Origin of the sequence: Bacillus thuringiensis, assembly GCF_022095615.2 — a bacterium.
In the GTDB taxonomy this organism is placed as follows: domain Bacteria; phylum Bacillota; class Bacilli; order Bacillales; family Bacillaceae_G; genus Bacillus_A; species Bacillus_A cereus_AG.
The window spans coordinates 4,451,032-4,473,054 of record NZ_CP155559.1 but is presented as its reverse complement, the minus strand read 5'-3'; the positions used below and the strand labels follow the sequence as shown (position 1 = coordinate 4,473,054).

The following is a 22,023-nucleotide window of genomic DNA, read 5'->3' as shown; positions in this document are numbered from 1 at the left end:
CTCCCTTTATTTATATATTGTTACTGATGTCGTTTTTTGTTGGTAAGTCGATATAATTTGAGAATCGCCGATATATTTTCAAGCGGTAATCAATATAATTTCATTTATCGACACATCGTTATCTGAATTTCATCAACTATTAATCAGTTGCCTTCCTATTTAAAAACGACTACAATTTTACTGTTATAGATGAACGAAAAAATAGAATAGGAGGGGAGACTATGCCAAGGAAAGTATGGCTATTAGTAGCTGGGATGATTATTAATGTCACGGGTGCTTCTTTTTTATGGCCTTTTAATACAATTTATTTGCATGATCACTTAGGAAAATCTTTATCTGTGGCCGGAATGGTATTAATGATCAACTCGCTTACTGGTGTAATCGGAAACTTGCTCGGCGGTGTTTTATTTGATAAATGGGGCGGTTATAAATCAACTTTAGTAGGGATTGTTATTACACTCGTATCGATTTTAGGTCTTGTGTTCTTCCACGGTTGGCCGTTATATGTTGTATGGCTAGCGTTAATCGGTTTTGGTTCTGGAATGGTCTTCCCATCGATGTATGCGATGGTTGGTACGGTTTGGCCAGAGGGCGGAAGACGGGCATTTAATGCGATGTATGTTGGACAAAACGTTGGTATTGCGATCGGAACAGCGTGTGGTGGATTAGTTGCATCGTATCGTTTTGATTATATTTTCTTAGCGAACTTTATTTTATACTTTGTTTTCTTCTTAATTGCTTTTATCGGATTCCGTGGTATGGAAGACAAGAAAGAGCCAGGAGTGCAAAAAGAAGTCGAAACGAAAAAAGGCTGGACACTTACACCTGGATTCAAAGCACTTCTTATCGTATGTGTAGCATATGCTTTATGCTGGGTTACATATGTACAGTGGCAAGGGGCAATTGCAACACATATGCAGGAATTAAATATTAGCCTTCGTCACTATAGTTTATTATGGACGATAAACGGAGCAATGATCGTTTGTGCGCAGCCGCTAGTTAGTATGCTAATTCGCTGGATGAAGCGTTCTTTAAAACAGCAAATTATGATTGGAATCATCATTTTTGCGGCGTCATTCGTTGTATTAAGTCAAGCGCAGCAATTTACAATGTTTCTCGTTGCGATGGTGACATTAACAATTGGTGAGTTATTTGTATGGCCAGCGGTGCCGACGATTGCGAATATACTTGCGTCAAAAGATAAACTAGGTTTTTATCAAGGCGTTGTAAATAGTGCGGCGACTGTAGGGAAAATGTTCGGACCGGTCGTTGGTGGAGCGATTGTTGATTTATACAATATGGAAGTATTGTTTATAGCAATCATGGTAATGCTTGTAGTAGCGATTATTGCAACGAGCATGTATGATAAGCGAGTAAAAGTAGAAGAAACAGTTGAAGAAAAAATTGCAGTTTAGTTTGACGGAACATGTAACATGTTTTAGAATATATTTAAATAAAACAACCTTTGGAACAAGGGAGATAGCTCGGCTGTCCTAAGACGAATTCGTTAGTTATGAAGAGTAACGATTAACCGAGAAGCCTTAACTTCAAGTAAGCTCTTAAGAGATACGAAGTGGTAGGTAGTTCACATTAACTCATATGTGTAATAACAGTGAGAAGGAGTAGTAGTAATAGAAGCTGGTTTAGAGAGTTGACGGTCGGTGCAAGTCAATCCACGTTTCGTTATGAACTCGCCTTTGAGTTGCAGTTGTGAAACTAATAGTAGCAATTGCCGTTAATCCACGTTACGGATCTAAGCGAATGTATATTTGTACATTAATTTAGGGTGGTACCGCGGGAATCTATAACCTCTCGTCCCTTTCTAGGGATGAGAGGTTTTTTGTATTTTGGGCGGTGAAAATAAATAGAATTTCAAGGAGGGTATCTCATGAGCTTTAATCATCAAAATATTGAGAAGAAGTGGCAAGGGTACTGGGAAGAGAATAAAACATTCCGTACGCCAGATGAGACAGAAAAACCAAAATTTTATGCACTAGATATGTTCCCATATCCATCAGGTGCAGGCTTACACGTAGGTCATCCAGAAGGTTATACAGCGACAGATATTTTATCTCGTATGAAGCGTATGCAAGGGTATAACGTTCTTCATCCAATGGGATGGGATGCATTCGGTCTTCCAGCAGAGCAATATGCGCTTGATACTGGAAACAGCCCGGCTGAATTTACAGAGCTTAATATTAATACGTTCCGTAATCAAATTAAAGCATTAGGCTTCTCTTACGATTGGGATCGTGAAGTAAATACAACGGATCCAAACTACTACAAGTGGACACAATGGATCTTCCTAAAACTATTTGAAAAAGGTTTAGCTTACGTTGATGAAGTACCTGTAAACTGGTGCCCAGCACTTGGTACAGTACTTGCGAATGAAGAGATCATTGACGGTAAGAGTGAGCGCGGTGGTCATCCAGTTGAGCGTCGTCCGATGAGACAGTGGATGTTGAAAATTACAGCTTATGGAGATCGTCTATTAGAAGATCTAGATGAGCTTGATTGGCCAGAAAGCTTAAAAGACATGCAACGTAACTGGATTGGTCGTTCTGAAGGTGCAGAAGTACACTTCAACATCGATGGTACAGATGAGAAGTTCACAGTTTTCACAACGCGTCCCGATACACTATTTGGTGCAACATACTGTGTACTTGCTCCGGAACATGCACTTGTTGCAGAAATTACAACAGCAGATCAAAAGGAAGCTGTAGAAGCTTACATTAACTCTGTTAAAATGAAGAGCGATTTAGAGCGTACAGAACTTGCAAAAGAGAAAACTGGTGTATTCACTGGTGCTTACGCAGTTAACCCAGTAAACGGTGAGAAATTACCAATCTGGATCGCTGATTACGTTCTTGCAACTTACGGAACAGGTGCTGTAATGGCAGTTCCAGCTCACGATGAGCGTGATTATGAATTCGCATCAGTATTCAATCTTCCAATGAAGGAAGTTGTAAAAGGCGGAGACATTACGAAAGAAGTGTACACAGGTGATGGTGCACACGTAAACTCAGCATTCCTTGATGGTTTAAATAAAGAAGAAGCAATCGCAAAAATGATTGAATGGCTTGAAGTAACGAGCGCAGGAAATCAAAAAGTAACGTACCGTCTACGTGACTGGTTATTCAGCCGTCAACGTTACTGGGGTGAGCCAATTCCAGTAATCCACTGGGAAGATGGCACAATGACAGCTGTGAAAGAAGAAGAATTACCATTAGTTCTTCCAAAAACAGAAAACATTCGTCCTTCAGGTACAGGTGAATCACCACTAGCTAACATTGAAGAGTGGGTAAATGTTGTTGATCCTGAAACTGGTAAAAAAGGTCGTCGTGAAACGAATACAATGCCACAATGGGCTGGTAGCTGCTGGTATTACCTACGTTACATCGATCCAAATAATAGCGAAGCACTTGTAGATCCTGAAAAAGTAAAACAATGGCTTCCAGTTGATATTTATATCGGTGGTGCAGAGCACGCTGTACTTCACTTACTATATGCTCGTTTCTGGCATAAAGTATTATATGATATCGGTGTAGTTCCAACGAAAGAACCGTTCCAACAATTATTCAACCAAGGTATGATCTTAGGTGAAAACAACGAGAAAATGAGTAAATCAAAAGGTAACGTTGTAAACCCGGATGATATCGTAGCGAGCCATGGTGCAGATACACTTCGTCTATACGAAATGTTCATGGGACCGTTAGATGCTTCAATTGCTTGGTCTGAAAATGGTCTTGACGGAGCTCGTCGCTTCCTAGACCGCGTATGGCGCCTATTCATTCAAGATAACGGCGAATTAAGTGAGAAAATTACTGATGCACCAAACAAAAATCTTGAAAAAGCTTACCACCAAACAGTGAAGAAAGTAACAGAAGACTATGCAGAGCTTCGCTTCAACACAGCGATTTCTCAAATGATGGTATTCATCAACGATGCATACAAAGCTGAAACACTTCCAAAAGAATATGTAGAAGGTTTCGTAAAAATGATTGCACCAGTTGCACCTCACATCGGGGAAGAGCTATGGAGCAAACTTGGATACAATGAAACAATCACATATGCAAGCTGGCCAACATTTGATGAGTCTAAACTTGTAGAAGATGAAGTTGAAATCGTTGTTCAAATTATGGGCAAAGTTCGCGCGAAACTAACAATGAGTAAAGACGCATCAAAAGAAGAAATGGAACAACTTGCACTTGAAGCAATTCAAGACCAAATCGAAGGAAAAACGGTTCGTAAAGTAATTGTAGTTCCTGGAAAACTTGTTAACGTTGTTGCAAACTAATCCATTCAAAAAAGCTCAGAGTATTTATACTCTGAGCTTTTTTGTGTAGAAAATAATCTTAGGATCACCTTAGTCTAAGTTTTCAATTATTCCACTACGTACAAATAAAAGAGCGGAAATCCAATACAGACAAACACCTATTTTTCTATAGGAAATATGATAAAAAAGGTAGGCTAAATTGAGTAGAAGAGGTGAAAGGAATGAAAGGGATGGACAATAATGCACCACACGGCTTCTTCGGAGGCGAATCGGACAGTTATGCACAAATGATGTTAATGGGAGGAGCAGGCCACCAACAAGGATACGGTGGAATTCCGAGCTGGATGGGAGGAGCAGGTCACCAACAAGGATACGGTGAAATTCCGAGCTGGATGGGTGGAGCAGCAGGAGGATTTCCAACATCGGTAGCTGGCATGCAAACTGGAATGCCTACATTAATGGGAGGATTTTCGACATCAGGGGCTGGAATGCCTACAGTAACAGGAGGATTTCCGACATCAGTAGCTGGCGTACAGACAGGAATTCCAGTAGGAGTACCAACTACATTTCCTTCTTTCGTTGGAGGAGTGCAGACAGGATTTCCGGTACCGGGAGTAGGTGTCGTAGCAGGCGGAGTAGGCGGTTATCCGCAAGGTGTTCACGGTCACCACGTACATCACCATCACCAAGGACACCATGGCCACCATGTACACCATCACCACCAAGGACACCATCACCACCAAGGACACCACCACCACCAAGGACATCATCATCACCAAGGACACCATGGTCATCACCACCATCAAGGACATCAGGGGCAACAAGTACATCACCACGGACACCATCATATACATCCGCAGGCTGTTCTTTATCAAACGCATCAAGGCCAGCACGGACACCATGGTCACCACCAAGGCCATCATCACCACCAAGGCCAGCACGGACACCAAGGTCATCAAGGTCATCAAGGTCATCAAGGTCATCAAGGTCATCAAGGTCATCAAGGCCAGCACGGACACCAAGGGCATCAAGGTCATCAAGGTCATCAAGGTCATCAAGGTCATCATGGTCATCAAGGCCAGCACGGACACCAAGGGCATCAAGGGCATCAAGGTCATCAAGGTCATCAAGGTCAACAAGGTCAGCAGGGGCAACAACACCAACAATATCAACAATATCAACAACAGCAACAATCTTCTCCTTGGACAGGTGGAATTGGAGCGGGAGCAGCAGGAGCAGCGGCAGGAGCGGCTAGCATTAGTGGAGCAGCAGGACACGCGGGACACGTGGGTCATTAATGAATCAAAGGAAAAAAGACATAATAAAAAACTGCTAGGAAATCCTAGCAGTTTTTTTCAGCATCTTGGCGTTGGCGTTCGATTTCAGCACGAAGTTGTGGCTCTGGTGCTTGCCAGCCTTCTGGTTTTAGAATTTTGCCATCGCCTTCGCGGAATCGAGGTTTCCCATCAGGGAATAATTTTGCCATGTTTGCATTATTTACAATTTCGAATCCTTTATCTGGACGTACGCCCATTTCGGCAAACGTTCCGAATGCAAAGTAAATAAGGTCAATCAGTGCATCATATTGATCTTCAACAGTCGTTGCTTCTAGAAATTCTTCTAGCTCTTCTTGCATAAAGCTAGCACGAATTTTTGCACGCTCTTCTGTTAGTTTTGTTGGAGTATTTGTCACAGGATGTCCGAACTCTTCATGCATTTTCGCAACAAGTTCGTATCCTTTATCTAAACCTTTTTCGTTTGTCATGTTGTTTCATCCTTTCTCGCTTTGTCCGAATCTCATTGTAACATAGGGTGATTATGAAATGAAAAGGCACTGTCTAAAAGTTTTATCTTTTAGTTAAGATAGTGATAGTAAAGGTTATATCGATTTAACGACAAAACAAAACATAACCTATTAATAAAAGAAAGCCATCCCGGAATACTTTTGGGACGGCTCTGCTCGTTATTCTTCTTTTTTTATTAAAATGGATAAAATAAGATCGATGCCAAATATACCAACGAGTAACATTGGTATAACGACAAGTAAATAACGTGTGAAAGAAACATTTTTTAAGTATGTATGAGCAAATAAAAAGACGCCGAGAAATAAAATACCATTTAAAATAGGCTTTACTAATTTTTTAGACATAAGCTCCCCCGTAAATATCTTCTCTCTCTATTTGGTAATAAAAAACTCCTCTCTCCGTTGTATCATGCTGGAGAGAGGAGTTCAATCATTTCTCATTCAATTACACCAGAATTTGTAATATTTACGGTGTATTTTATATGAACCGGAACATCTTTATACATTTGTCTCCATTCTTCTAATTTGAATGGGCGATAATGTTGTTTATACTTTGCACCTAGCCCGAGAGGATCTACGTTTAAAGATTTAAACTGCTTAATTAATTTGGTAGCCTGTACATCCAATTGTTTTTGGACATTTTTTTCAATGTTTTTTGTGTTCTTGTTATTTTCTAAGTTAATTTGCTTCGATAGTTCTTGAATACGTGCATCAAGATGAACATGAATGAAAAAAGAAGGCTTCCCGTTTTTAATTTTTATATCGTAAGTTGGAACAGAACGAATATTATTAATCATTACGTACGCAGAATCTGTTTTAAATTCGTGTGAATCTAATTTGTGTTTCTCTAATAGTCCTTTAAATATGAACATATCTTTTTCCGCGATTTTACCGATATACTTATCCTTTTTAAAAAGACCAATTCCGTTAATTTTTATTTTATCACCATGTTTCTTTAAAATTGGAATATAGTAGTCTTGCCCTTCTTGGTAATAACGGAATGCTCCTACATGCAGATTATCTGTTGGTAAAGGACCGGTCTCCATATTATGTTCTAACAACTTTTTTATATAAATTGCAACGTTGTATGAAGTCGTATATTTTCCTTTTAAAAGTTCAGTACCATTCCCCTCTAATAAGCCAACATACAAAGCGTTCCCTATATTAACATCTCGAAGTAATGTATCGAATGAAGTAGACATTCCTGTTTTGGCAAGTCTTATCGTATATAGAGCAACACGCATTTGTCCGCTAGCAAAAGGTTGAGAAGATTCTAAAGATGTGTCTGCTTTTACTTGCTTTACCGCATTTGCGCTGCCTTCAAAAACTTGAACTTTATTACCTTTTTTCTGAATGGGACAAACGAATGTCACTTTTACTTTATTATCTTTTGCTACATCAAAAACGGTTCCTTGAATAAGTTGTACATCGTCGATAATATTTTTTTGTAAACATCCAGTTAGACTAAAGAATGTTATACAAGAAATAAGCATTAATTTGCTCGTGCTTTTGATTTTTTCCATTTTCTTTTCACCCACACAATAATAAATAGAATTGGGATGTATACATAAATGAGCCAAAAACTAACTTTTGCTGCATTACTAATAAAATTGTTAATATCGTGCCTGTTTGTTAAAAGTTGTGAAACAATAAGCGTGATAAAGATAAAAGCAATTAAAATACCTCTTTGTTTTACGCGAAATATTTCGTGAGTGCCTCTCATTGCCGCCCATAACGGAAGGATAAAACTTGAAATAATAACGAGTGCATAGCCTGAAATCGCAATATATTCTAGCCTTTCTATGAATGGTAATTGAATGACTTGGGTCATAGAAAGTTGTGACCATATCGTTTTTAACAATTGTTTCTCACTAAAAAACGCAAAGGCTAAAAGGGTACTAAATAAATATAGAAGATTTGAAAATAATGCCCCGTATTGAGCGTATTTATGAGATTGCATAGGTTTTTTCACAAATGGATAAACCATGAGGTAAATCTCAAAGCCTGTCATACTGTAGATTGACAGATTGGCGGCTTTTAAAATATCTGAAAAAGAATGTGTGAATATAGGAAGTAAATTATCCCAATGTGAGTATTTCAAAACGAATAAGCTAAGAATTAAATATCCTAGTGTACCACCAACAGAGATGACGCAAATGCCAGTAATGACACGAAATCCAGAAGAAATAATGTAATAACTAACTAAGCATAAAAAGAGTGTTAACATAAAGGTGGAAGCGGTAGGGAACATCCATACTTGAATAATTTCAACGTATGTTCGAATGACGGAAATGCTGACGATTAAAAAATAAGCCATAAAGATGATGCTAATACCATTTCCTAGCCACTTTCCAAATGTTTGCCGATGTAAATCAATTAAGTTTCCATTTGTTTCTTTTAATAAGACATACATCATCCATATAAGAATATGGATACCAATTCCTGTGATAATAACTCCTATCCATCCATCGTATCCAGCAGCTTTTGCAATAATCCGAGCGAAACCGAGAACGCCAGCACCAAACTGTGCACCGTGAATTAAGAAGAAAACAAAGGCAGGAGATATTTGATATTTTTCTTGAACTTTACTCATCGAATGCACCTCATTTCTTAATCATCAAAGTCCGATCTATGTTTTGTTGAAATTCCTTTCGCAGCTTTTTTTACATGTTGTGGTCTTGCTTGCACATCTCTTGTATCAATCATTGTTAATGGAAAACGGATCCAAGAATCTTTAACAGATTGTTGTCTTGTCGGATAAAACAAAGCATACGGCTTACGTAAGGAAGTAAGTCTGAATAGATGAGTAAATAAAAAGATAAATCCAAGAGAAATTCCAAACAGTCCTCCGATTTCTGCAAAGATAAGAAATGGGAAACGTAATAATCGAACTGCATTACCCATTTTATAAATAGGTGTAATAAAGGAAGCAAGTGCTGATAAAGCAACGATAATTAATAAAATATTACTCGTTAAACCAGCTTGTACAGATGCTTGCCCGATTACGATACCGCCTACAATACCGAGCGTTTGACCTACTTTCATCGGTAATCTTGCGCCAGCTTCTCTTAATAAGTCGATTGCGAGTTCTAAAAAGAGTGCTTCAATTAAAGGCGGGAATGGTACTTGTGCCCTTGATAAAATCAAAGTTTCAAGTAAGTCACTTGGAATAAGTTCATAATGATAATTTAAAACTGCGACATATAACGGTGTAGCGCATATCGAGAATAGAACGGCGATAAGGCGTAAAATGCGTGAAAATGTAGCGTATAGCCAAGAGACGTTATAGTCTTCTGGTGAAATGAAAAAATCAAAATAGGATACAGGTGTTAGTAAAACACTTGGAGAGCCATCAACAAAAATAGCGATTTTCCCATCGATTAGTGCTTTTGTAACTCTATCAGTGCGTTCTGTATTGATATAGAGAGGGAAAATCGACTTTTCACCCATTAGTTCTTGTATATAAGCACTATCATTAATTTGATCATATTCAAGAGCACGTAATGACTCCTCGAGAAAATCTACATTATCTTTTTCTGCGAGGTTGTCTAAATACATCATGACAACTTTTGTTTTGGAAAACTCCCCGACAATCATTTCTTTTGTTTGTAAATCTAAAACAGGAAGACGTTTTCGAACTAAATTAATATTTGTATCAATATCTTCTACGAAACCTTCTTGAGGACCAATAACAGTCGATTCGTTTAAAGGGGGGGTTGGTGCACGATAATTATCAATCGCGATGTTTGCAAGCATACATTTTTGATCTTGCTGGTTCAATTGAATAATCGCATGTCCTTTTAACACCATGTCCTCAATTTTTTGTAAATCGTTCGTAATTGTAATCCCGCTCATTGGAATGTGTTCTTTTAGTTCTTCTAATGAAGCACAAGGTCGTGCTAAAAGAGTAGGCATTAAATACTTTTGCAACTTCTCGCCATCAAGCGAAGGTCGATAGTAAGAAATCCAATAAGGCATCGTTTCATTGTCAGATGTGTGATAATTAACAAAATCGCTAGATTGTTTGAGCTTCTCTATTAAATCTTGTAGAGAATGAATACGGTCTTTTTCTGGTTTCGTAAAATCATAAATACTATTATTTCCAGAGTTTTGCTGCTGATCTTGGGTCGAGTTATCTTTCTTAGAGTGTTGCTGATCTTGATCCGAGTTACCTTGTTTAGAGTTTTGCTGCTGATCTTGGGTCGAGTTATCTTTCTTAGAGTGTTGCTGATTCTGATCCGAGTCGTCTTGTTTAGAATTTTGTTGTTGATTCTGATCCGAGTTACCTTGTTTAGAGTTTTGCTGCTGATCTTGGGTCGAGTTATCTTTCTTAGAGTGTTGCTGATTCTGATCCGAGTCGTCTTGTTTAGAATTTTGTTGTTGATTCTGATCCGAGTCGTCTTGTTTAGAATTTTGTTGTTGATTCTGATCCGAGTTACTTTGTTTAGAATTTTGCTGCTGATCTTGATCCGAGTTACTTTGTTTAGAGTTTTGCTGCTGATCTTGATTCGAGTTACTTTGTTTAGAGTTTTGCTGCTGATCTTGATCCGAGTTACTTTGTTTAGAGTTTTGCTGCTGATCTTGATCCAAGTTACCTTGTTTAGAGTTTTGTTGTTGATCTTGGGCCGAGTTATCTTTCTTAGAGTGTTGCTGTTTATCCTGATCCGAGTCGTTTTGTTTAGAGTTTTGTTGTTGATTCTGATCCGAGTCGTTTTGCTTAGAATTTTGTTGTTGATTCTGATCCGAGTTGTTTTGTTTAGAATTTTGTTGTTGATTCTGATCCGAGTTGTTTTGTTTAGAATTTTGTTGTTGATTCTGATCCGAGTCGTTTTGCTTAGAGTTTTGTTGTTGATTCTGATCTGAGTCGTCTTGTTTAGAATTTCGCTGTTGATTCTGATCCGAGTTATCTGTTTCGTTTTTTTCTGTTGTATTTGATTTTTTTTTCTTACGTAGCCAATTCCAAATCATATGTATTCCCTCTTTAATTGTGTAATATAGTGCTATTTTGTGGCTAATTTTGTATATTATTCATTTATTTATGAAAAGAAGGAGGAGATTGGTTTGCATAGAAAAAATCCTTTAGTAAGCAGTTCATACTATAACGGGGAGAGGGAGAGTCTGTGCAAATTGTAAAAAAAGAGAAGTTTATTTTAAAAGAATTTACGTTTGAAAATGGTAGGGGAATTCCTGTTCAAATGGGGTATGAGACGTATGGTACTTTAAATAGAGAAAGGTCAAATGCGATTTTGGTATGCCATTATTTTAGTGCAACGAGTCACGCGGCAGGAAAATATACAGCGCATGATGAGGAGTCTGGTTGGTGGGATGGTTTAATTGGACCGGGAAAAGCAATTGATACAAATAAATATTATGTTATATGCACTGATAATCTTTGTAATGTGCAGGTGAAGAACCCTTATGTAATTACAACGGGACCGAAATCGATTCATCCGAAAACTGGAGATGAATATGCGATGGATTTTCCAGTTTTTACATTTCTCGATGTAGCTCGTATGCAATATGAGTTAATAAAAGATATGGGAATCGCAAGGCTACATGCTGTAATTGGACCGTCAGCTGGCGGGATGATTGCGCAGCAATGGGCAGTTCATTATCCTCATATGGTAGAGCGGATGATTGGCGTTATTACGAACCCGCAAAATCCAATTATTACGTCGGTAAATGTAGCGCAAAATGCAATTGAGGCCATTCAAATGGATCCAAGTTGGAAGGGCGGAAAATATGGAGAAGAGCAGCCAATGAAGGGACTTCATTTAGCAAATAGAATGATGTTTATGAACGCGTTTGATGAGCATTTTTATGAAACAACATTTCCTCGTAATAGTATAGAAGTAGACCCTTATGAAAATGTGTTTACATTAACATCATTTGAGAAAGAAATAAATAAAGTGACATATAGAAGTATAGAGTTAGTAGATGCAAATTCGTGGATGTACACTGCGAAAGCAGTTTTATTACATGATATTGCGCATGGATTTTCATCTTTAGAAGATGCTCTTTCTAACATAGAAGCGAATGTACTTATGATTCCGTGCAAACAAGATTTGCTTCAGCCGTCACGTTATAATTATAAAATGGTAGACATTTTGCAAAAACAAGGGAAATATGCGGAAGTGTATGAGATAGAAAGTATAAATGGACATATGGCGGGAGCATTTGATATTCATTTATTTGAAAAGAAAGTTTATGAATTTTTAAATCGGAAAGTATCTAGCTTTGTGTAGAAAATAAATGATGTGAAAAAGGTGCAATGAATGTAGTAGGCACCTTTTTTTACATGATTTGTAGGCGGAAAATATATGTGGCAATTGCTATACCGAAGAACGCTATACTAAGTAATAGAAATAAGAATGATATTTCTTGTGGCGATTTTATCTTTTTATTATTTTTCATACTAAGAGCAATAATTGCAGCGATTAAGAAAATGATGCCCGTAATGAAAAGGAAAAGTGTCATTTTCATTGGCTCCTTTCATAAAACAAGTATATTGAGGATACAATGCACGAGTTATGTTTGTAAAGAATAAGTTTTGCGGGAAAATTGAGAAATAAATTTTCCATTCTTTGCGTTCTTTCTTTCGCATGCTAAAATTGATTAGACATGCTTTTTTAAGGAAGAGACTAAAGGTTTTATTGTATATAAGGAGGAACGACATATGACAGAAGTTAAAACAATTACTACAGAAGAAGTGCAAGAGCGTTTAGAAAATGGAGAAACGTTATTTTTAGTAGACGTAAGGGAAGATGAAGAAGTAGCAGCAGGGAAAATTCCAGAAGCTGTACATATTAAAATGGGCGATATCCCAAATAAAGTAGATTTCTTTGATAAAGAGAATGAATATATCTTTATTTGTCGTTCGGGAATGCGCAGTGAAAATGTATGCCATTATTTAAATGAGCAAGGATTTAAAACAATGAATATGGTTGGCGGTATGCTTCAATATGAAGGTGAAACGAAATAAGTAGCTTAAAAAAACTTGAAACGTGTTTGTTTCAAGTTTTTTTTTTTTGCATACAGTGTACAAAAGGGGGATAGGTAAATGGGGATTAACATGCGGAAAGTAAAAATTATTAATAATACAGGGGCTGTTAATGTTGGCGACTGTTATAATATCGCACCTTTAGCTGTATCGAAAGCTTATGCGGGTGCTGGAGGATCGAGTGCGGCTGTTTTTTTAAATGGGAAACGGCAGCCAGAAGTGGTGATTCGAACATCAGTTTTTCTACCGCCATTAGCAACGAGTACACGTACATTAGGTTCATAGCGGAAAGGTAGAGTGTGATTATGCCTGCTCATATAAAAGAGTTTGTTATTGTGAATAACACTGGGAATATATTTACCGGTGATAATTTGAGTGATACGTCATTTACTGCTTCGAAATCGTATAGTGGTTCAGTGGGGTGTACTTGGATTGATGTTGTTACAGTAATAGGAACGGAGACGAAGCTTTGCTTGCAGCCAGGAGATTCAGTGACGACAACATATACAAGGGGAACTCCTGCCGGTACTGTAACGGGAACAAATATGGGGCAAAGTGCAAATGTATCGAGTACTATGCAAGCTGTCCCTAATACAGATAATATGGATTCAGTTGCTGGACTCCCTTAAAAAATTAAGGGGGTTTTTATTATTTACAATAAAAAATAGTCTTGGAGATTATTTTTGTAAATACATATTAAGAAAAGGTTTGTTTAAAGTAAAAAGAGGTATATAGGTGGTGAAAGTGTGAAAGAGCGTGATAAAAAAAATTCATTAAACTCTAATTTCAGAATTCCACCAAATCTTATTGGACCTACCTTTCCTCCCGTTCCAACGGGATTTACTGGCATCGGAATCACTGGTCCAACCGGTCCACAAGGCCCGACTGGCCCACAAGGACCAAGGGGATTTCAAGGTCCGATGGGGGAGATGGGCCCGACAGGACCTCAAGGTGTTCAAGGGATTCAAGGTCCAGCTGGACAAATGGGTGCAACAGGACCAGAAGGACAGCAGGGTCCACAAGGATTGAGGGGGCCACAAGGAGAAACTGGAGCGATAGGACCTCAAGGGGTGCAAGGGTTACAGGGGCCGATTGGTCCAACTGGAGCGACTGGAGCACAAGGGATACAGGGAATACAAGGGTTACAAGGTCCGATTGGGGCTACTGGACCTGAGGGGCCACAAGGAATTCAAGGTGTGCAAGGAGTACCAGGAGCAACAGGTCCACAAGGAATACAAGGAGCGCAAGGGATACAAGGCTTACAAGGAGCGAGTGGAAGTACTGGTCCAACCGGAGCGACTGGTCAGGGGACAACGGGTCCTGCTGGAATAACAGGTCCAACAGGGGTAACGGGCCCATCTGGAGGACCTCCTGGTCCGACGGGGCCAACTGGTGCAACAGGTCCAGGTGGTGGACCGAGTGGAAGTACTGGTGCGACGGGAAATACAGGGGTAACAGGAAGTACAGGTGCAACTGGAGAAACGGGAAATACAGGTCCGACTGGAAGCACAGGGGTAACAGGAGCACAAGGATTACAAGGAATACAAGGGGTTCAAGGGCCAATTGGACCAACGGGCCCAGAAGGTCCGCAAGGTATTCAAGGTATTCCTGGTCCGACTGGTGTCACTGGTGAACAAGGAATACAGGGAGTTCAGGGGATTCAAGGGATCATGGGGGCAACTGGTGATCAAGGTCCGCAAGGCATACAGGGGGCTATAGGGCCTCAAGGTGTAACAGGAGCAACCGGAGATCAAGGTCCACAAGGTATACAAGGAGTACCGGGTCCATCAGGAGCAACGGGCCCGCAAGGAGTTCAAGGGATACAAGGTCCGATGGGTGAGATAGGACCAACAGGTCCAGAAGGTCCAGAAGGACTTCAGGGTCCGCAAGGAATACAAGGAGTGCCAGGACCAGTTGGAGCAACAGGTCCAGAGGGGCAGCAAGGAATACAGGGAATACAAGGGCCAGTAGGAGCGACAGGACCAGAAGGCCAGCAAGGAATACAGGGAATACAAGGGATTCAAGGTGTAACAGGAGCAACCGGAGCACAAGGAGCAACTGGAATACAAGGTGTTCAAGGGAATATAGGAGCAACAGGTCCAGAGGGGCCGCAAGGGGTTCAAGGAGTGCAAGGCGACATAGGTCCAACAGGTCCAATGGGAGCACAGGGAGTTCAAGGTATTCAAGGAATACAAGGACCGACGGGTGCGCAAGGAGTGCAGGGGCCACAGGGAATTCAAGGAGTCCAAGGTCCAACCGGAGCAACAGGAGATACGGGTGCAACTGGAGCGACAGGGGAAGGAACTACAGGTCCAACAGGAGTAACCGGAGCAACAGGTGTCACGGGTCCGTCAGGAGGACCCGCCGGACCGACTGGCCCAACAGGTCCATCAGGTCCAACAGGGGTAACAGGTCCATCAGGAGGACCACCTGGACCGACCGGAGCAACAGGTGCAATCGGGACAACAGGTGCAACCGGGGCGACAGGAGATACCGGAGTGACTGGAGCGACGGGGCAAACGGGAGCAACAGGAGTGACAGGGTTACAAGGCCCACAAGGAATACAAGGGGTGCAAGGGGATATTGGTCCAACCGGGCCACAAGGGATACAAGGTCCGCAAGGAATTCAAGGAGTAACGGGAGCGACTGGAGCTCAAGGCCCGCAAGGAATTCAAGGATTACAAGGAATTCAAGGCCCAACAGGCCCACAAGGTATTCAAGGAGCTCAAGGCCCGCAAGGAATACAAGGTGCGACAGGAGCAACCGGAGCACAAGGTCCACAGGGAATTCAAGGGATACAAGGATTGCAAGGTCCGACCGGTCCACAAGGCCCGACTGGAATACAAGGTGTTCAAGGTGACATAGGTCCAACCGGTCCACAAGGTGTGCAAGGATTGCAAGGCCCACAAGGCCCAACGGGGAACACGGGTGCAACAGGAGCGCAAGGCCCACAAGGAATCCAAGGTCCAACGGGAGTCACGGGAGCAACAGGAGCGACCGGTCCGCAAGGAATTCAAGGCCCGCAAGGAGTCCAAGGTCCAACTGGCGCCACTGGAGCAACCGGTTCACAAGGTCCAACCGGTGATACGGGTCCAACAGGTTCACAAGGAATCCAAGGTCCAACAGGCCCAACGGGAGCTGGGGCAACTGGCGCCACAGGAGCAACGGGTGTGACCGGAGTTAGTACAACTGCAACGTATGCATTTGCGAATAATACATCAGGAACCGCTATTTCCGTTTTATTAGGCGGGACAAATGTACCGTTACCGAACAATCAAAATATTGGTCCAGGAATTACTGTTAGCGGAGGAAATACTGTATTTACAGTTACGAATGCAGGGAATTATTATATAGCTTACACAATTAATCTAACGGCAGGGTTACTTGTAAGTTCTCGTATAACTGTAAATGGTAGTCCGCTTGCGGGAACGATAAATGCTCCGACAGTGGCTACTGGTTCATTTAGCGCACCAATAATTGCTAATTTGCCTGCGGGAGCTGCTATTAGTCTGCAGTTATTTGGATTAGTTGCAATAGCTACATTATCTACGACGACACCAGGAGCTACTTTAACTATTATTAGATTAAGCTAATAAGAAGAAAACCTTGGGCTTTTACGCTTCAAGGTTTTTATCTCGTTATTTGTAGGTAGTCTAATTGGTTAGGAAAGTTTCACTTTATTCCCTTGAGCAAAAACATCGCAGTTCGAAAATATATTATAATAGAATGAAAAGAGAGAAATTTGGCAGAAAGGGAGGGTGGCGATGCAGGAGATGGTTACAGATTTTTTTGGACGCCCACTTCAAGATTTGCGTATATCTGTCATTGATCGTTGCAATTTTAGATGTACATATTGTATGCCGGCGGAAGTATTTGGGCCAGATTATGCTTTTTTGAAAGATGAGTTTTTAATGACGTTTGATGAAATTGAGCGTTTGGCAAAACTATTTGTTAGCATCGGTGTACGAAAAATTAGACTTACTGGTGGCGAACCACTGCTTCGTAAAGATTTAACGAAACTTATTGCACGTCTCGTGAAAATTGACGGGTTAGTAGATATAGGATTAACGACAAATGCGATTCATTTAACGAAACAAGCAAAAGCATTAAAAGAAGCTGGATTACATAGAGTAAATGTTAGTTTAGATGCAATAGAAGATGATGTATTTAAGGGCATTAATGGCCGGAATATAAATACGAAACCTGTTATAAAGGGAATTATGGCTGCAAAAGAGGCAGGGCTTGATATAAAGGTCAACATGGTTGTGAAAAAAGGGATGAACGATCATCAAGTACTTCCGATGGCTGCGTATTTTAAAGAGCAGGGAATCACGCTTAGATTTATTGAGTTTATGGATGTTGGTAGTACAAATGGATGGAACTTTGATCAAGTCGTTACAAAGCGAGAGTTAATTGAGATGATTCATAGCGTGTATCCGCTTGAGCCAGCTGAAGCGCATTATTTCGGTGAAGTTGCGAAGCGATATCGTTACGTTGGAACAAATGTCGAAGTCGGTTTTATTACTTCTGTTTCAGAGTCATTTTGTTCTTCTTGTACGAGAGCGAGAATTTCGGCAGATGGAAAGTTTTATACTTGCTTATTTGCGACAGAAGGATTGGATGTAAGGGAACTTCTTAGAGGAAATCTTTCGGATGATGAGTTGGTAAGCGTTATACAAGATGTATGGATGAATAGAAAAGACAGGTATTCGGATGAACGGACAGAAGAAAGTGCAAAGAATCGTCCGAAAATTGAAATGTCTTATATAGGAGGATAAGAAAGGGGGCTATCGTATGCAGGAGCGATATTCAAGACAAATATTATTTTCTGGTGTTGGAGAAGAGGGTCAAAGAAAAATTAGAGAGAAGCATGTACTTATTATCGGCGCTGGTGCTCTCGGGGCAGCGAATGCAGAAGCAATTGTTAGAGCAGGTGTTGGCAAAATAACAATTGCGGATCGTGATTATGTAGAATGGAGTAATTTACAAAGGCAACAATTATATACAGAAGAAGATGCAAAGCAATATAAACCAAAGGCGGTAGCAGCAGCAGAGCATTTACAAGCGATTAATTCTGAGGTGGAAATAAATCCGATTGTGACTGATGTAACAGTGCAAGAAATGGAAGAGTTAGTGAATGAGGTAGATTTAATATTAGATGCGACAGATAATTTTGAAACACGTCTTCTTATTAATGATATTTCACAAAAGTATAATATACCGTGGATATATGGTGGTTGTGTCGGAAGTTACGGAGTAACGTATACAATTTTACCAGGAAAAACACCGTGTTTCCGCTGTTTAATGGAACATCCAGCGAGCGGGGCAACATGTGATACGGCCGGTATTATACAGCCGGCAGTGCAATTAGTAGTTGCACATCAAATAACGGAAGCACTGAAAATATTAGTAGAAGACTATGGGGCGCTTCGCGAAACGATGTTATCGTTTGATCTTTGGAATAATCAACAGATGGCATTTAAAGTGAATAGGCAGAAAAAAGACACATGTTTATCTTGCGGAAGATTACGTACATATCCGAGTTTAACATTTGAAGCACAAACGAAAACAGAAGTGTTATGTGGCCGAAATACAGTACAAATCCGTCCAGGTGTGCGGAATGAATTTAATTTAGAAGAAATTAAAAAGCGCTTACAAAGAAGTGTGGATGTAAAAGCTACTCCGTATTTATTATCATTTCCGGTAGAGGAATTTCGTTTTGTTTTATTTACAGATGGCAGGGCCTTTATTCATGGGACGAATGATATAAATGTAGCAAAACGCTTATATGCAAGATATATAGGTTGAACCTAAAGGAAGCCCTTTAGGTTCAAAGGAGAGAAGATTAAGACTTTCTCGTATAATCTCCACTTTTTCCACCTGTTTTTTCAAATAAATACGTTTCGCCAATAATCATACCTTTATCAACAGCTTTGCACATATCGTACACAGTAAGAGCTGTAGCGGAAGCAGCTGTTAAAGCTTCCATTTCAACACCGGTGCTACCTTCTGTTTTAACTTTTACTTCAATAAGTAATCGATAGTGTTCTTCGGATTGTTTCCAATCGAAAGAAACGTCAACACCTTTTAATAATAAAGGATGGCACATTGGGATAATATCAGAAGTGCGTTTCGCAGCCATAATACCTGCAATTTGTGCAACTGCTAGTACGTCACCTTTCCCAATTTTATTGTGAGAGATTTTATCGTAAATTTCTTTTGTAACGACAATGCTAGAGCACGCAATTGCTGTTCGAACGGTTGCTTTTTTGTCGCTTATATCAACCATCTTCGCGCGTCCTTGGTCATTAAAGTGTGTGAATGAAGACATGGAATTCCTCCTTGAAGTAATTTCTATTTAATATATAAAGTTTAATCGAGATAAAAAAAATTGCAAATATGAGGTGAGAAACGATGGTAGAAAAACGAATTCCAATTCAAGTTGCTGAGGCAGTAGAGAGGGTAATGGAATATGCGAAGAATGGTGAAGTAGAAGAGGTTTCTATTACGGAAAGTTACGGGAGAATTCTTGGGGAGGATGTTGTCTCTGATCATGACGTTCCTCATTTTGATCGTTCTCCTTACGATGGTTTCGCAATTCGAGCAGAAGATACGAAAGAAGCGAATCAAGAGAATTCAGTTGAATTTGAAGTAATAGGAGAAATCGGGGCGGGATCTGTTTTTTTTAATGAAGTAGGGTCTTTTAAAGCGGTTCGTATTATGACGGGAGCAGCTATTCCAGAGGATTGTAATGCAGTCGTAATGCTAGAACTCACGGAAGGTTTTGAGAAGAACGGAAAAACATATATGAAGTTAAAGCGTCCTTTTAATAGTGGTGACAATGTGTCATTTAAAGGGGAAGATATAAAACGAAATCAAGTTCTCGTTAAGAAAGGCGTTGCAATCAACCCAGGTGTTGCCGCCTTATTAGCGACGTTTGGATATAGTACTGTGAAAGTTGTAAAACAGCCTGTTGTTGGTATTGTGACGACAGGAAGCGAATTGTTAGAAGTACATGAGTCGTTACAGCCAGGGAAAATTAGAAATAGTAACTCGTATATGATTGCAGCTCAAATTATGAAAGCCGGAGGGAAAGTCCGTTATTATGGCCAACTTGCCGACGAGTTAGATGCATGTTTTACAGCTATTCAATCGGCGATGGATGAGGTTGATATTTTAATTACGACAGGCGGTGTGTCGGTAGGAGATTATGACTACTTGCCAGCTATTTATGAAAGATTACAGGCGAATGTACTCTTTAATAAAATAGCGATGAGACCAGGAAGTGTAACGACAGTAGCTGAAGTTGATGGGAAGTTACTTTTCGGTTTATCAGGAAATCCATCAGCTTGCTACGTAGGCTTTGAGCTATTTGTGCATCCGGTTATAAAAACATATTTGTATGCGAAAGAACCTCACGTATATAGAGCAGATGCTATTTTACAAAAGGATTTTCCGAAACCAAATCCGTTCACTCGTTTTGTAAGAGCAAAGGTGACAATCGTGGAAGGGGCATTACAAGCGATGCCAGTCGGTTTAGATAAATCGAGTGCGGTATCATCACTCGCGGATGCGAATGCTTTTATTGTATTGCCTGGAGGAACGAGAGGATTTGAGGCAGGGATGAAAGTATCTGTATTATTGCTAGAGCACGACGAGGGATGTGATTGGCCATGGGCAAAGCCCCTTCAATCTTACAAATAGTAGGATATCAGAATAGCGGGAAAACAACGCTCGTTGAAAAAATTGTGTATGCATTAGCTGAACGAAAAATGAAAGTTGCTACCATTAAACATCACGGGCACGGAGGTTTTCCAGAAGTAGCGCAAAAAGATAGTGAAAGGCACCGAAAAGCCGGTGCTGTCGTAAGTAGTGTAGAAGGCGCTGGATTACTTTCACTATCGTCATTAAGAGAGGAATGGTCCTTGCAAGAAATTATTCGCTTATATGATTTTTTTGAAGTGGATACAATTTTAATAGAGGGCTATAAAAAAGAGAGCTATCCGAAAGTAGTGTTACTTCGTTCTGCGGAAGACGTGGAGCTTTTACATAAAGTAGAAAATATAGTAGTGGTTATTACGTGGTATGATGCCCCGGCAAATATACGAGAAGAATATAGAGTATTTCATATAACAGAAGAAGAGTTGTATATAGACTGGTTTATACAAACGGTAAGGAGTACGAAATGACAAATACGTATTATGAAGTAATTGATACAGAAATCTCGATTGAAGGGGTAGCAAAGAAGGTTATTCGCCGCGAATGCGGCGCTGTTACAACATTTATTGGAACGGTTAGAGAGTTTACAAAAGGGCGTCGTACATTATACTTAGAATATGTCGCTTATAAAACGATGGCAGAAAAGATGCTAGAGAAAATTGGATCAGAAGTGAAAGAGAAGTGGCCAGGTACATATGTTGCGATTACACATCGCACTGGTACACTGCAAATTTCTGATATCGCGGTTGTTGTTGCTGTTTCAACGCCGCACCGTAAAGCGGCTTATGAGGCGAACGAATATATTATGGAACGCATAAAACAAATTGTTCCGATTTGGAAAAAAGAGTTTTGGGAAGATGGGGATTCATGGATTGGTGATCAATTAGAAAAAACGCCATATCCCGCAGGAGAGCCTGGGAAGGAGCTGTAAGTATGATTCGAGTATTATTATTTGCGCACTTGCAAGAGGAAGCAGGAACAAGTGAATTACAAATCGAGAAAGAAAATATTACGGTTGCAGAGTTAAAAGATGTTGTTGCTAAAGAATATAATGTACCAGTGACAGAACCAATTATGGTTGCGATTAATGAAGAGTACGCAAATGAAGATGATAGGGTCCAATCTGGTGATGTTGTTGCACTAATCCCACCGGTGAGCGGTGGTTAATATTGGATTCATTAAAACGACTTTCCTACACAGGGAAAGTCGTTTTTTTATGGCATT

At 40.1% G+C, this 22,023-nt stretch carries 21 protein-coding genes and 1 other annotated feature; of the genes, 14 read left to right on the top strand and 7 right to left on the bottom strand.

What is annotated here, in order from left to right:
* Positions 1-221: 221 nt before the first annotated feature.
* The 3 genes from KZZ19_RS23175 (at position 222) to KZZ19_RS23165 (ending at position 5,574) form a co-directional block, all read left to right on the top strand.
* The gene (locus tag KZZ19_RS23175) at positions 222-1,415 is read left to right on the top strand and encodes an MDR family MFS transporter (protein ID WP_237981541.1); all 1,194 of its coding nucleotides are present in this window, start codon (positions 222-224) and stop codon (positions 1,413-1,415) included.
* A gap of 188 nt (positions 1,416-1,603) precedes the next feature.
* Positions 1,604-1,823 (top strand) — a binding site (T-box leader).
* A 65-nt stretch (positions 1,824-1,888) separates the two neighbouring features.
* Positions 1,889-4,297: a leucine--tRNA ligase gene (gene leuS, locus KZZ19_RS23170; RefSeq protein WP_088098070.1), complete on the top strand. Its 2,409-nt coding sequence runs from the start codon at positions 1,889-1,891 to the stop codon at positions 4,295-4,297.
* Positions 4,298-4,497: 200 nt separating this feature from the next.
* Complete coding sequence (locus tag KZZ19_RS23165) at positions 4,498-5,574, top strand: hypothetical protein (protein ID WP_348638011.1); 1,077 nt, start codon at positions 4,498-4,500, stop codon at positions 5,572-5,574.
* A gap of 44 nt (positions 5,575-5,618) precedes the next feature.
* Here the strand turns inward: KZZ19_RS23165 and KZZ19_RS23160 are convergent, their stop codons facing one another.
* The 5 genes from KZZ19_RS23160 to KZZ19_RS23140 all read right to left on the bottom strand — a co-directional run bounded on the left by KZZ19_RS23160 (position 5,619) and on the right by KZZ19_RS23140 (position 11,048).
* Entirely contained in the window at positions 5,619-6,041 is a 423-nt protein-coding gene (locus KZZ19_RS23160) for an HAD family hydrolase (protein WP_088098067.1), read from the bottom strand.
* Between the two features lie 198 nt (positions 6,042-6,239).
* Positions 6,240-6,425, bottom strand: coding sequence for a hypothetical protein (locus tag KZZ19_RS23155; RefSeq protein ID WP_000038779.1), 186 nt, complete (start codon positions 6,423-6,425; stop codon positions 6,240-6,242).
* Positions 6,426-6,517: 92 nt separating this feature from the next.
* Positions 6,518-7,603: a Ger(x)C family spore germination protein gene (locus KZZ19_RS23150; protein ID WP_237981543.1), complete on the bottom strand. Its 1,086-nt coding sequence runs from the start codon at positions 7,601-7,603 to the stop codon at positions 6,518-6,520.
* Positions 7,573-8,673, bottom strand: coding sequence for a spore germination protein (locus tag KZZ19_RS23145; protein WP_237981544.1), 1,101 nt, complete (start codon positions 8,671-8,673; stop codon positions 7,573-7,575). The genes KZZ19_RS23150 and KZZ19_RS23145 overlap by 31 nt, the downstream gene beginning before the upstream one ends.
* A gap of 17 nt (positions 8,674-8,690) precedes the next feature.
* Positions 8,691-11,048: a spore germination protein gene (locus tag KZZ19_RS23140; RefSeq protein WP_348638010.1), complete on the bottom strand. Its 2,358-nt coding sequence runs from the start codon at positions 11,046-11,048 to the stop codon at positions 8,691-8,693.
* 152 nt (positions 11,049-11,200) lie between these two features.
* On the opposite strand from KZZ19_RS23140, the gene KZZ19_RS23135 reads away from it, so the two are divergent.
* On the top strand, positions 11,201-12,325 hold the full coding sequence (locus KZZ19_RS23135) for an alpha/beta fold hydrolase (protein ID WP_237981546.1): 1,125 nt from the start codon (positions 11,201-11,203) through the stop codon (positions 12,323-12,325).
* Positions 12,326-12,374: 49 nt separating this feature from the next.
* On the opposite strand, the gene KZZ19_RS23130 is transcribed toward KZZ19_RS23135, so the two are convergent.
* Positions 12,375-12,557 (bottom strand): hypothetical protein, encoded by a 183-nt coding sequence (locus tag KZZ19_RS23130; RefSeq protein WP_016085879.1) that lies wholly within the window; start codon positions 12,555-12,557, stop codon positions 12,375-12,377.
* A 199-nt stretch (positions 12,558-12,756) separates the two neighbouring features.
* Here KZZ19_RS23130 and KZZ19_RS23125 point away from each other — a divergent pair, with 199 nt between their 5' ends.
* From KZZ19_RS23125 to KZZ19_RS23100, 6 genes are all read left to right on the top strand, one after another.
* A complete protein-coding gene (locus KZZ19_RS23125; protein WP_000141210.1) occupies positions 12,757-13,062 on the top strand; it encodes a rhodanese-like domain-containing protein in 306 nt (101 codons plus the stop codon).
* Between the two features lie 78 nt (positions 13,063-13,140).
* The gene (locus KZZ19_RS23120; protein ID WP_237981547.1) at positions 13,141-13,365 is read left to right on the top strand and encodes a spore germination protein; all 225 of its coding nucleotides are present in this window, start codon (positions 13,141-13,143) and stop codon (positions 13,363-13,365) included.
* 20 nt (positions 13,366-13,385) lie between these two features.
* Complete coding sequence (locus tag KZZ19_RS23115; RefSeq protein ID WP_088098061.1) at positions 13,386-13,709, top strand: hypothetical protein; 324 nt, start codon at positions 13,386-13,388, stop codon at positions 13,707-13,709.
* 117 nt (positions 13,710-13,826) lie between these two features.
* Complete coding sequence (locus tag KZZ19_RS23110; RefSeq protein ID WP_237981548.1) at positions 13,827-16,673, top strand: BclA-related collagen-like exosporium protein; 2,847 nt, start codon at positions 13,827-13,829, stop codon at positions 16,671-16,673.
* A 171-nt stretch (positions 16,674-16,844) separates the two neighbouring features.
* Complete coding sequence (moaA, locus tag KZZ19_RS23105; protein WP_088098059.1) at positions 16,845-17,858, top strand: GTP 3',8-cyclase MoaA; 1,014 nt, start codon at positions 16,845-16,847, stop codon at positions 17,856-17,858.
* Positions 17,859-17,874: 16 nt separating this feature from the next.
* Positions 17,875-18,888, top strand: coding sequence for a molybdopterin-synthase adenylyltransferase MoeB (locus KZZ19_RS23100; RefSeq protein WP_237981549.1), 1,014 nt, complete (start codon positions 17,875-17,877; stop codon positions 18,886-18,888).
* 37 nt (positions 18,889-18,925) lie between these two features.
* On the opposite strand, the gene moaC is transcribed toward KZZ19_RS23100, so the two are convergent.
* Positions 18,926-19,411, bottom strand: coding sequence for a cyclic pyranopterin monophosphate synthase MoaC (gene moaC / locus KZZ19_RS23095; protein ID WP_237981550.1), 486 nt, complete (start codon positions 19,409-19,411; stop codon positions 18,926-18,928).
* Between the two features lie 83 nt (positions 19,412-19,494).
* Between moaC and moeA the strand changes: the two genes are divergently transcribed.
* Genes moeA through moaD form a run of 4 tightly spaced genes read left to right on the top strand, consistent with a single transcriptional unit; the run spans position 19,495 to position 21,966 of the window.
* Entirely contained in the window at positions 19,495-20,784 is a 1,290-nt protein-coding gene (gene moeA, locus KZZ19_RS23090; RefSeq protein ID WP_237981551.1) for a molybdopterin molybdotransferase MoeA, read from the top strand.
* Positions 20,754-21,269, top strand: a complete 516-nt coding sequence (mobB, locus tag KZZ19_RS23085; protein WP_237981552.1) for a molybdopterin-guanine dinucleotide biosynthesis protein B — start codon at positions 20,754-20,756, stop codon at positions 21,267-21,269. Before moeA ends, mobB begins: the two co-directional genes overlap by 31 nt.
* Complete coding sequence (moaE, locus tag KZZ19_RS23080) at positions 21,266-21,730, top strand: molybdopterin synthase catalytic subunit MoaE (protein WP_237981553.1); 465 nt, start codon at positions 21,266-21,268, stop codon at positions 21,728-21,730. Before mobB ends, moaE begins: the two co-directional genes overlap by 4 nt.
* A 2-nt stretch (positions 21,731-21,732) precedes the next feature.
* Positions 21,733-21,966, top strand: coding sequence for a molybdopterin converting factor subunit 1 (gene moaD / locus KZZ19_RS23075; protein ID WP_237981554.1), 234 nt, complete (start codon positions 21,733-21,735; stop codon positions 21,964-21,966).
* Positions 21,967-22,023 lie beyond the last annotated feature (57 nt).

Coding starts and splice junctions, on each gene's coding strand:
- KZZ19_RS23175 (WP_237981541.1), top strand. CDS start 222: ATGCCAAGGAAAGTATGGCTATTAGTAGCTGGGATGATTATTAATGTC.
- leuS (WP_088098070.1), top strand. CDS start 1,889: ATGAGCTTTAATCATCAAAATATTGAGAAGAAGTGGCAAGGGTACTGG.
- KZZ19_RS23165 (WP_348638011.1), top strand. CDS start 4,498: ATGAAAGGGATGGACAATAATGCACCACACGGCTTCTTCGGAGGCGAA.
- KZZ19_RS23160 (WP_088098067.1), bottom strand. CDS start 6,041: ATGACAAACGAAAAAGGTTTAGATAAAGGATACGAACTTGTTGCGAAA.
- KZZ19_RS23155 (WP_000038779.1), bottom strand. CDS start 6,425: ATGTCTAAAAAATTAGTAAAGCCTATTTTAAATGGTATTTTATTTCTC.
- KZZ19_RS23150 (WP_237981543.1), bottom strand. CDS start 7,603: ATGGAAAAAATCAAAAGCACGAGCAAATTAATGCTTATTTCTTGTATA.
- KZZ19_RS23145 (WP_237981544.1), bottom strand. CDS start 8,673: ATGAGTAAAGTTCAAGAAAAATATCAAATATCTCCTGCCTTTGTTTTC.
- KZZ19_RS23140 (WP_348638010.1), bottom strand. CDS start 11,048: ATGATTTGGAATTGGCTACGTAAGAAAAAAAAATCAAATACAACAGAA.
- KZZ19_RS23130 (WP_016085879.1), bottom strand. CDS start 12,557: ATGACACTTTTCCTTTTCATTACGGGCATCATTTTCTTAATCGCTGCA.
- KZZ19_RS23125 (WP_000141210.1), top strand. CDS start 12,757: ATGACAGAAGTTAAAACAATTACTACAGAAGAAGTGCAAGAGCGTTTA.
- KZZ19_RS23120 (WP_237981547.1), top strand. CDS start 13,141: ATGGGGATTAACATGCGGAAAGTAAAAATTATTAATAATACAGGGGCT.
- KZZ19_RS23115 (WP_088098061.1), top strand. CDS start 13,386: ATGCCTGCTCATATAAAAGAGTTTGTTATTGTGAATAACACTGGGAAT.
- moaA (WP_088098059.1), top strand. CDS start 16,845: ATGCAGGAGATGGTTACAGATTTTTTTGGACGCCCACTTCAAGATTTG.
- KZZ19_RS23100 (WP_237981549.1), top strand. CDS start 17,875: ATGCAGGAGCGATATTCAAGACAAATATTATTTTCTGGTGTTGGAGAA.
- moaC (WP_237981550.1), bottom strand. CDS start 19,411: ATGTCTTCATTCACACACTTTAATGACCAAGGACGCGCGAAGATGGTT.
- moeA (WP_237981551.1), top strand. CDS start 19,495: ATGGTAGAAAAACGAATTCCAATTCAAGTTGCTGAGGCAGTAGAGAGG.
- mobB (WP_237981552.1), top strand. CDS start 20,754: ATGGGCAAAGCCCCTTCAATCTTACAAATAGTAGGATATCAGAATAGC.
- moaE (WP_237981553.1), top strand. CDS start 21,266: ATGACAAATACGTATTATGAAGTAATTGATACAGAAATCTCGATTGAA.
- moaD (WP_237981554.1), top strand. CDS start 21,733: ATGATTCGAGTATTATTATTTGCGCACTTGCAAGAGGAAGCAGGAACA.